Source organism: Pseudomonas fragi (assembly GCF_002269505.1).
In the GTDB taxonomy this organism is placed as follows: domain Bacteria; phylum Pseudomonadota; class Gammaproteobacteria; order Pseudomonadales; family Pseudomonadaceae; genus Aquipseudomonas; species Aquipseudomonas fragi_D.
In genome coordinates, this window is record NZ_NQKQ01000009.1 from 181,595 (window position 1) to 191,406 (window position 9,812).

Consider the following 9,812-nt stretch of genomic DNA (forward strand, 5'->3'; position numbering starts at 1 on the left):
GGCCTTAGTCATGCTTGTGCAGGCGACGGTTGGCCGCCCAGCTCAGGGCACGCCACAGCAGGAAGGCGCTGAGCAGAACGCTGATCACAGCCAGTACGGTGAGCAGTACCGGGTGCTCGGACAGCTGGTACCACAGCAGCAGGTACCATGGCAGGTTGCCAACAAAGTACTGGTCACCCACCAACTGGCTATAAACACCGCTGCTGCGGATCAGTGCCGCCGAGCCCGCCACAGCGTCAAGCTTGCCACTGTCGCCCAACACTTCGCGCAACAGGTTGTAGTCCGCATCGTCATTGGCCAAAAGTGCCACGACACTGCGCTGCTTATGGGTTGGCGATTGCATGCCCAAAATAGCTGCAATCGGCGCCTGGGCGGTGACCTCTACCTTGTTGGCCGGTACGTTGCGGGCGTCGGTTGACGGAGTGCGGCGGTTGTTGGCGTCAATGCCGGTGGTGCCATGGGGCTGTACCAGCATGTCGCGCTGGCGTTGCAGGAGCACGCTCAGGTCCGGGTTGTCGCGCAGATCAGGTGCCATTTGCCCCAGTACCAGCAGGTCGGCATCTGCCTTGGAGGCTGTTTGCCAGTCATCGCTCAGGCGCAGGCCGAAAGCCGGGTAACCGGAGCGTGCAGAAACGCTGGCCACGGTTTCCAGCAGGGTGCTGATTTGCGTCGGGGTAGTTTCTTTGGGTACGACCACGATGGATTCGGACATGTCGGCCATGCGACTGAACGGGAAACCACTGCGGGCAAAGGCCTTGAGGTCAGGCATGCTGATGTAGTGGTAGTAGCCGGACATATCGATGGTGGAGTCTTCGTCGATAATCGCCTGGGTGTTGGCCGGCAGAATGGTCTGGCAGCGATCCTTCTGCGAACTGCCCATGGTGCTGGCAAAGTTGAAATCGAAACGCAGACGGTTACGGTCGCCAATTTTCAGCGAAGGAACGATCAGCTTGTCGCTGACGTTGGCCGAGTCGTTGGACAGCACCGACAGGCGCAGTTCTTCCAGGTTGCTGGTGTCTTTGCGCAGCAACGGCAGGCTGGTGAGGAACTGGTCGTTGAGGCTGATATTCAAGCGCGAATCATCATTGGCCGACGGCGCGGTGTAGCGGTACTGGGTGCGCAGCGGAATACCCTGGTTGCGCCAGACAAACAGGTCAGGCGGCAGGTTGACGTCCAGGGTGATGGGGCGTGGCACCAGCCCGCTGACTTGCAATTGTTGCGGGTAACTGACCAGCTCGGCAAAACGAACCGGGCGGTCGGTACGCATCCAGGCCGGCGCGTCGTAAGGTTTGCGCGGTTGCAGTTCCTCGACCTTGTCGATGGTCACGCGCGAGCCGCGCATCAGGTTGCCGCCCAGGGCAAGCGCCTTGGCGGCCGTGGCGAGATCTTCTTCGTTGCGGCCCATGACCAGCAGAATTTTGCTGTAAGGCGCATCCGGGTGATTGATCATCTCGACCACAGGCGCGGTCACGGCCGGGAATTTCTCCAGGTCGCTCATAAATGCCGGGCGATGATCGTTGGTGGCAAACACCACGGTTGGCTGGACGGCGTCCTTGTCCTGCACGTTTGGCAGGGTATCGAACACAACCGGGAAGTGAGCCCCGCGCCAGTTGGACTGGCTACCGAAGTAGGAGGCCAGGATCGCGGCGGCTTTCTGTTCGCCCAGGGTCGGGTTGGCCGCGAAGACAAATGGCAATTCCAGCTTGCCGCTGTTACGCGGGTCGAAAAACGGCAGCGGGAAAAACGCCAGGTCGTTTTGCAGGCTCAGCGCTTGTTCTTGCAGGGTAATGCTGCTGCCACGGCTGATATTGACCCACAGGGTGCTGTTGGCCGGGTCTTCACAGAATTCGGTGTAATGCCCGACAAACTCAAGGCGCACGCGGTTGAAGTCCGAAATCAATCGTGGATCAAGGGCCATTTTTTGCGTGGTTTTACGCCCCAGCTGGTCCTTCTCGATCGGCAGCACGCCCATCAACACATCGTTGAGGTACACCCGGATATGGGACAAGGTCGGGATCAGCGAAGGCGAGGGTGTGTATTCCAGTTGCAGGCTGGCATCACTGGCAATCCGGTCGCGGCGCATGCCGAATTCAACCTGGTCGGCACTGTTGATACCCAGCAGCAGGGAGTCACCGGGGCGGCCCAACTGCTCAAAGGTATAGGTCACCGGCCAGCTTGGCAGCACCTGATCGGTTTGGGCGAACGCCGGCTTGGGCAGCGTTTCGGCCACCGGTGAACTGCCCGGCAAGGGCAATGGGGCCGCCATCAGTGATGAGGTGACGGCCATCAGCGCGAGGCTGGCGAAAATGGATTTTTTAGTTATACGACTCATGATCTGCTCACTGGCCGGGAAATAAGAGGGGTGGAGGTGGGCATGCGCGGCAAGAAGCTGCCCAGCCACTGAAAGATGTGCAAAAAGGGTTTTGCCAACACGCGTATCCACGCCGGCAGGTATTCATACAGGCGGTAATAGCCTTTGATGCCCAGGGCCAGGATCTCCTTGAGACTCTGAATCGGCTTGTCGGCTTCAAAACCGCTGTTGTGATCGAGCCAGGCATCCGCGCGGCCGAAGGTGCATTGCACGAAGGCAATCTTTTCCTCAGGCGGCAGTTGGGCGAAGCTCAAGCCGATGAAGCGCTCGTGGGAGCGGGTGAGGGTGCCAGTAAACACAAACTCACGGTTGCCGCGTTGCAGAATCAGCGACACCGGGCTGCCAACGGGCAGTTGCAGGGCCTGGCTCAGTTGCAGGCCGACGCCGCCGTCGGAGTAGTCCACCAGTTCACAGGGGTAGCTGTGCCCGTCAGCCAGTTTCACCGCACCCGGCAAGCGCGCGAGTACGCGGTGGGTGTTGCGCACCTGGCGCACTTCAGCGGCCACCGCCACCGCAGCCCCGATAATCAGCAGGTTGTAGATTACCCACAGCACGCTGACGATCACGGTGAAGATTTCATCCCTGGGGCCATAGAACAGGCGCCAGACGGCAAAGCCCAGGCCGAGGGCGTTAAGCACCGACAAAATCAGGTAGGGCTTGGCGGTCTGCCAGTCGAACTGGTTTTCTTCCATCATGCCGCCCTTGGCGGTGACGTTGAATTTGCCTCGCGACGGGCTGAACAAGGCCACCGTGGTCGGCCGGGCGATGTACCAGGCCAGCACCGTTTCATACACCTCGCCCCAGAATGTCTGGCGGTAGGCGCCTTGCATCCGTGAGTTGGTCAGGCTGGCGTGGATCATGTGCGGCAACACGTACAGCAGGATCATCACGGCCGGGGCGTAGATGATATAGGCGTGGAAGAACAGGAATGCCAGGGGCGCCGTGAGGAACACCAGCCGCGGCAGCCCCACCAGAAAGTGCATCATGGCGTTGGTATAGCAAATGCGCTGGAAGATCGTCAGGCCTTTGCCCAGCAGCGGGTTGTCAGTGCGGAAAATCTGCACCATGCCTCGCGCCCAGCGGATGCGCTGGCCGATATGCGCCGACAGGCTTTCGGTCGCCAGCCCTGCCGCCTGCGGAATGCGCAGGTAGGCCGAGGTCCAGCCATTGCGGTGCAGGCGCAAGGCCGTATGGGCATCTTCGGTCACGGTTTCGACCGCAAAGCCGCCGATGGAGTCAATCGCGGTACGCCGCAGGATGGCGCAGGAACCGCAGAAAAACGCGGCGTTCCACATATCGTTGCCGTCCTGGATCAGGCCGTAGAACAGCTCGCCTTCATTGGGACGGTTACGGAATGTGCCCAGGTTGCGCTCGAAAGGGTCCGGCGAAAGGAAGTGGTGCGGGGTTTGCACCAGCGCCAGTTTCGGATCACGCAGAAACCAGCCAACCGTCAATTGCAGGAAGGAGCGGGCGGGCATGTGGTCGCAGTCGAAGATTGCTACCAGATCGCCGTCGAGCAATTTCAGCGCATGGTTAAGGTTACCGGCCTTGGCGTGACGGTTGTCGGTGCGGGCTATGTAGTTGATACCCACCTCTTCGGCGAACGTCTTGAAGCTTGGGCGGTTGCCATCATCGAGCAAATGGATGCGCAGCTTGTCTTTGGGCCAGTCGATGCCCAGCGCCGCGTATACGGTGCCACGGGTAACCGACAGTTCTTCGTTGTAGGTAGGAATCAGCAGGTCGACCACCGGCCACTGGCTGGTATCCGCTGGCAATTGCGCCGGTTTGCGATTGAGCGGCCATGAGGTTTGTACATAGCCGAGCAACAGGATCAGCCAGGTGTAGGTTTCGGCCACCAGCAAGGTCAGGCCGCAGATCAGGTCGAAAGTGTCGTTCCAGTTCAGGGTCGAGGTATAACGCCACCACAGATAGCGGCACGACACGATGACCGACAGCACGATCAGCAACAATGTCGGAAAGCGCCCCGGCATGCGCCGAACCAGCATGGCCAGCATCCACAGCAACACCACAAACACCAGTTGTGCGAGGAACCCGAACGGCTCGGTAATGCACAAAACAATCAACGCCAGGGCCAGCACGCCCATGGCGATATACAGGCCCTTGCGCAGCGGCCATTGAATGTTGTCCCACCAGTGCGAGCCTTTTGTCACTTGCGGGCTGAGTGTGGTGGGCAAATGGGCAAAGGCATTGGACAGCAGGTTCCATGGCCGTTGCACGATCATCAGCAAGGCCGTAAAGAAGCGGGCTGTACGCTGGCGAAAACGTTGCCGGCCAATCTGGTTCTGGTTGGGCGTGCGCACCAGCAGCAGCCACAAGGTTTGCACCGTGTAGCGTAGCGGGTCACCGATGGTTGAGGGTTTGTCTGCCAGGTGCGGATACAGGCGCCGATGCTGTTCACGCAAGGCTTGCCAGCGGGGTGATTCAAGGCGCAGGAAAATCCAGCCCAGGGCTTGAATCAAGGCCAGGATAAAGGCGGTAAAGCGGGTGCAGTTCTGCTCACGCCGCAAGCGTGAATAAGGGAACCAGCGCGAAATCATGCAGGCCTCCTGCCACGCAGCAGGCACCAACTGGCCAGGCTGATGATATCCAGGGCAATCAGGCTGGCGGGTGCATAGCGTCCGGCAGGCTCGCTTCTGGCCAGGGCCTCGCCCATGGCTTCATCGGCGTGCAGGTTGACGGGTACCAGGGCGTGGGCATAACGCTGTTGCCAGATCAGCAGCAGATCGCGTTGCAACTGGCTGGCGGCATCGAAGCGATTGACCAGAAACAGCGGAGTTTGCGCCAGCTGCGGTTGCAGCAGCACATGGCAGGCTGCGTCGGGGTTGATCACCATCATCGAAATACGGCAATGCGGGCTGCTGACATGGCCAGGCAAGCGTTGCGGCAGGTCGAAGAGAATCCAGTCAAACCCTTTGGCCAGCGCAATCTGGCGCTGGGTCCAGAGTTTTGGCTGCTCGATCAACAGCGCATCGAGGGCAAACACCTCGCTCGGCTTCAATTGCCCATAGGGCAGCACGCACAGGCCTGGCTCTACTACCCAGGCTTGTTCATGCCAGGGTTGCTGGTCCAGGGTCGCCCGTGCCCAGCCTTCGCGGGGGGCGAGGTCCATATTGAAATGCAGGCCCAGGGAGTTCTCCGGGCACATGTCCACCAACAGCACTTTCTGCCCCAGCTCATGCAGCGCATGGCCCAGGGCCGCCAGGGTGGAGCTGGTGCCCACGCCACCGCGAACACCACGCAAGCTCAGGGTGATCATGGGGTTTGCTCCGGGTCTTTGCTCAGATCCACGGGCTTCTTGTATTGCGCCTCAAGATAGGCCAGCAACGGCCAGCGCTCGAAGGCCTGCAACAGCTCCATATGTGCCGACACATCGACATATTCCAGGGCATGCAGCTCCATCATGGATTTAAGCCGGGCAATATCATCGGCCCGTTCTTTGCGCGAAAGGATATCGGCGCTTATTTGAACCGCTGTGGGTAAGGCAGCCATCCGCCGTTCTCCTTGATTCGCACATAGGGTTTGCCGTTGTAATCGAGTACCACGGTCCCTGAGTTTTCCGAGACTTTCGGGGTTTTTGGCAGGTCGGTCAGTAGCTTCGACCAATCCACGGTCTGGCCATTGCTCAGCGCTGGATCTGCATACAGGCGGGCAATGATTTCTGCCACGGCCAGGTAACTGCTGGGTTCACTGATACGGATCGGCTGGGTTTGCGCGTTGTCGCCCATATTGATCAGCTTGATGCCCACCGGTACATGGGTGATGGAGTCACTGGGGATTTCGCGCATGCCGGCTATCTGCATGCGGTCACCGTGCAGTGCTGCGCCGTGCTCAGGCACGATGGCGACCACTACGCGACGGCCACTTTTTTCCAGCTCTTTAAGAAAGGCATTGAGATCGTCGAGCAGGATCTGTGCCCGGCTGCGGTAGTCAGCAGCCTGGGTGCCGCCGTCGGACTGCACCTGGCGGTTGCCGTCGTGCAGGCTGGTGGTGTTGTAGAACAGGGCCATATTGGGTGCGTCTTCAGCCATGCGGTGTTGCCACCACTTGCTCAATACATCACGGTCGCGCCAGATCGGCGAACCGTCAAAACCGACATAGGTGCGCGGCAGGCCTGCGGGTACGACACCCAGAGCCGGAGGCGGCAACTGGCCCTGCTCGCGCACTTCCTGCAGGAACCCGTCGAATTCACCGGTGTGGTTGAGCATCAGCTCATTGGCGAAGCCCAGTTTGCGCAGGTCATCGAACAACAGGCACTGGTCGGCCGGTTGCTTGTACAGCTGCGTATGTGAGGTCTGGCCGCAACTGGCGCGCAGCAAGCGGATGGCTGCCGGGCCGCTGTAGGCGGTAGCCGAATTGAAGTTGTCGAAAATAACGTCCATCTGGCTGAACAACGGATTGTCACGCAAGCCCACGGCATCCAGGTCATCCCAGGCCATGGAGCAAATATTGATCACCAGCAGATCGAACGGCGGCGGCTTGACTGCCGGCTCCTTGAACTCGACCTTGCGCGTGGATTCATTGAGATAAAACTTCTCCAGATAGCCATTGAGCGTCGCGTCATCCGGCTCGCCTGTGCTGGTGGTGGGTCCGCCCGTCGCAGTCTGGGTGCCGGCCATTTGCGGTTGCACCGACGGTGGCAACAGCCATTGCAGATTACCCATGCCCAGCCAGGCAAAACCCAGAAGGGTGAGCGTGGTCAGGCGCAGCCACTGGTTGAGGAACAGGTAGCCAACCAACAGCAGCAGCAACAGGGCGCACACTTGCCAGTCGATAAAGCGCCCCAGCAGCTCGACGATATAGTCGAACGAAAAGTTCAGCACACCCGGTTGTGCCAGCAAGCGGCTGAAGGGCGGGAACCAGGTGTCCTGATACAGCAGGGCCACGGCCACCGGGATGGCAATCAGGGTGCGTAGACGGCGTAACGCCGGGTTGGCGATCGGGATCAGCAACACGGCAGCAAAGATCAGGTTGGGCAAAATCTGGATATTCAGATGGCCCGTCCAGGCCAGCAGGAACTTGGCCAGAAAATACAGGTTCCAGGCGCCCAGGCCGCTCCAGTTTCCGGCAATTTTCTGCGCCGGTGCGTCAGACTTATACAGACTCATCAGGCGTTCTCTGAGCAGGGCTGGCTGGCATGCGACGGCGAACGCCGCACGATTTCAAATAGCGGGGTGACAGGTACTGCTCGAAATGATTTTTCAAGTACGCGCGCATGCGCTGCCAGAACAGCGTCAGCAGTACGGTCACCACACAGGTCAATGCAATGACATCGAGTAGCTCAAGGAACGTCATGACTGTTGCTCACTGATAGGCAGGGTGAATCTTTGCGGGTTTAACGGCGCACGTTCGCCCGTGGCGGATACCGCTTGCGTGGAATGGGTCTCGACGGGGATGTGCAAGTGTGCAGGCACGGCCTCTGCTTTCATAAAAGCGTCAGCCGGCAGATCGGACAAGCCGCTGAGCATGCGCCGCTGGCTGAACATGTCGCGCCAGGGCAGGCGGCACACATTGCCCAGTGCCGGCTCAAGTCCGTCAGCACGGCAGGCAAACAGAAACAGGTACAGTTCACCGTCCAGCAGGCAGGCAAAGTCGCCGAATCGACGCAGGCACATCTGATTGAGGAACAGTTCTTCGCCAATACCTGGCACCGGCTGGAACTTCATCAACTGGTGGGTCACCTCGCCCGAACTGTCCTGGTAGATCTGGGCAACGGCTTCGAAAAAATCACGGGGGCTCACCAGTCCGCGAATTTGTGGCGGTCGTTGACGTTCCAGGAGTGTCTTGAAATCAATGTTCTGGGTGTACTGCCAGCGCTGACCCTGAATGCTTTCAATCATGCTCAGAAAACGTGAGAGAAGGGTGCCGTCGGGCACGATCAGATTGGCCCCGCAGGCCAGTAACAGGCGTTCATCGCGGTAGCGCACCGAAGGTTCCATTTCACGCACGACGATCTTCAGTTGCGGGCCGCAATGCTCGCGCAAGTCGTGCAACTGCTGGGCAAGTTCGAGTAACTGATAGCTGTTGTCGATGCCCACAATCACGGTCGCAGCACTGGCGGACTGGGCCGCTTCGAGCAATGCGTCACGGTTTTCGAACAGGTACCAGTGTTTGGACATCGACGGCGCACCTTCGAGTACGGCGCGCTCGGCAAGGTAGACGTGCTGATCATCAGCCACCCGTGGCTGGGTATCGACTTCGGTTTGCGGGATCAGGCGCAAGGTCGCGCCCTGATCCGACAGTTTGAACTCCTGGCCGGCCGATACCCCCATATCGCTGTGCCAAAAGTGCAACTGATAGCGCAGGTCGCCGTTATAGCGGTACAAGCGGCTTAAACCGGAGAGGGTCTGATTGAGTTGCAGCAGCTGCGCATGCAGCAGCGCTGCCTCGCCGTGGGTTATCACCAGCAGTGTGGCGTTGCGCGCCTGCAGCCAGGTGCGCATGCGCTCGAACCAGCGTTGCAATTGCGCAGCCAGAGTGGTCTCAGCCCAACTGTTGGCAGGCAGGACCAACAGGATCTGGCTGGAAGGGGCGACGCCGATCCGCGCAAGGTCGCGGGTCAAGGTGGCCAGCGCGGGTTCAATGACGCGTGGGGCAATCTCGAACAGCTTGAGTTTTTCCGGCCCGCGATCGGGCGCCATGTCGCTGATCAGGCCCTGCACGCAACCGCTGCTGGCAATCAGCGTGGCAGGCACGCTTTCGGGGATGTTTTCAAGAAATTGCCGGGCAAGCAGTTTTGCGTCAGCGGAATGATCAACCGTGACCCAATACAAGCCGCCTGCGCGCAGCACGATGTGCTGATCCGGCAATCCGCCTATGGCCAAACTGATATGAACCAAGCGTAACGTCCCCCCCTGGGAAAAGCATGTCGTAAGGCGTCCGGGTACTACCATCGATAAACAATCAGCCCTGACGCCCTAAGGTTTAATCTTTTATGGCGCCAATAGAATGACTGTCAACATCTAACCCAAAACGTCCCATCTATTTATTCTTGTACTGTGCGGTCTGCATCATCTACGACAAGCGTAGTACTACACTCGAATGCGTGTAAGAAAGTGAGCAGCTTATCACCGGAAAATTACCAAACACATGGCTTGCAGAGAATAAATGTCAAAAAAACATCACAATCTCAAATTAAGTCATTAAATTGGCGGCTCTGCTGGAGGGGTTGATGCTCAAGGGCTGCGCACTTGCGCCCAAGATGTTTGTCTGTAAAACCCATGAGAAAACCGGGTGAGGGGGGGAGCAAAGTTGACGCCTGGCTTTGTGATAATCCTGTTGCGTGCTATTGCTTACCCGGGTTCATTGTGAACTGTGTAGTTTTGATCAGGTTCGCCCTCAGAACCTGAATCGCCCCTAGTTTCGTAGACACCTCCAAGCCTTAAAATGAGGCCCATTAGGAGGTGCCATGAGCAACCAGCGA

At 59.1% G+C, this 9,812-nt stretch carries 7 protein-coding genes; all 7 read right to left on the reverse strand.

Annotated features, from left to right (window positions below; all coding sequences use genetic code 11):
* Positions 1-4 precede the first annotated feature (4 nt).
* The 7 genes from bcsB to bcsE are packed head-to-tail and all read right to left on the reverse strand — an operon-like array spanning position 5 to position 9,228.
* Positions 5-2,332, reverse strand: coding sequence for a cellulose biosynthesis cyclic di-GMP-binding regulatory protein BcsB (bcsB, locus tag CJU81_RS10805; protein WP_095036575.1), 2,328 nt, complete (start codon positions 2,330-2,332; stop codon positions 5-7).
* Positions 2,329-4,929 (reverse strand): UDP-forming cellulose synthase catalytic subunit, encoded by a 2,601-nt coding sequence (gene bcsA, locus CJU81_RS10810; protein ID WP_095036576.1) that lies wholly within the window; start codon positions 4,927-4,929, stop codon positions 2,329-2,331. The genes bcsB and bcsA overlap by 4 nt, the downstream gene beginning before the upstream one ends.
* Positions 4,926-5,648 carry a cellulose biosynthesis protein BcsQ gene (gene bcsQ / locus CJU81_RS10815; RefSeq protein WP_095036577.1) on the reverse strand — a complete coding sequence of 241 codons (723 nt, stop codon included), beginning with the start codon at positions 5,646-5,648 and terminating at the stop codon, positions 4,926-4,928. The genes bcsA and bcsQ overlap by 4 nt, the downstream gene beginning before the upstream one ends.
* Positions 5,645-5,881, reverse strand: coding sequence for a cellulose biosynthesis protein BcsR (gene bcsR, locus CJU81_RS10820; protein ID WP_095036578.1), 237 nt, complete (start codon positions 5,879-5,881; stop codon positions 5,645-5,647). Before bcsR ends, bcsQ begins: the two co-directional genes overlap by 4 nt.
* The gene (gene bcsG / locus CJU81_RS10825; RefSeq protein WP_095036579.1) at positions 5,851-7,497 is read right to left on the reverse strand and encodes a cellulose biosynthesis protein BcsG; all 1,647 of its coding nucleotides are present in this window, start codon (positions 7,495-7,497) and stop codon (positions 5,851-5,853) included. Before bcsG ends, bcsR begins: the two co-directional genes overlap by 31 nt.
* On the reverse strand, positions 7,484-7,684 hold the full coding sequence (gene bcsF / locus CJU81_RS10830) for a cellulose biosynthesis protein BcsF (protein ID WP_095036580.1): 201 nt from the start codon (positions 7,682-7,684) through the stop codon (positions 7,484-7,486). Before bcsF ends, bcsG begins: the two co-directional genes overlap by 14 nt.
* A complete protein-coding gene (gene bcsE, locus CJU81_RS10835; RefSeq protein WP_095036581.1) occupies positions 7,681-9,228 on the reverse strand; it encodes a cellulose biosynthesis protein BcsE in 1,548 nt (515 codons plus the stop codon). Before bcsE ends, bcsF begins: the two co-directional genes overlap by 4 nt.
* Between the last annotated feature and the right edge of the window lie 584 nt (positions 9,229-9,812).

Bases quoted from the DNA above. Each gene is read 5' to 3' on its own strand.
- bcsB (WP_095036575.1), bottom strand. From the start codon at position 2,332: ATGAGTCGTATAACTAAAAAATCCATTTTCGCCAGCCTCGCGCTGATG.
- bcsA (WP_095036576.1), bottom strand. From the start codon at position 4,929: ATGATTTCGCGCTGGTTCCCTTATTCACGCTTGCGGCGTGAGCAGAAC.
- bcsQ (WP_095036577.1), bottom strand. From the start codon at position 5,648: ATGATCACCCTGAGCTTGCGTGGTGTTCGCGGTGGCGTGGGCACCAGC.
- bcsR (WP_095036578.1), bottom strand. From the start codon at position 5,881: ATGGCTGCCTTACCCACAGCGGTTCAAATAAGCGCCGATATCCTTTCG.
- bcsG (WP_095036579.1), bottom strand. From the start codon at position 7,497: ATGAGTCTGTATAAGTCTGACGCACCGGCGCAGAAAATTGCCGGAAAC.
- bcsF (WP_095036580.1), bottom strand. From the start codon at position 7,684: ATGACGTTCCTTGAGCTACTCGATGTCATTGCATTGACCTGTGTGGTG.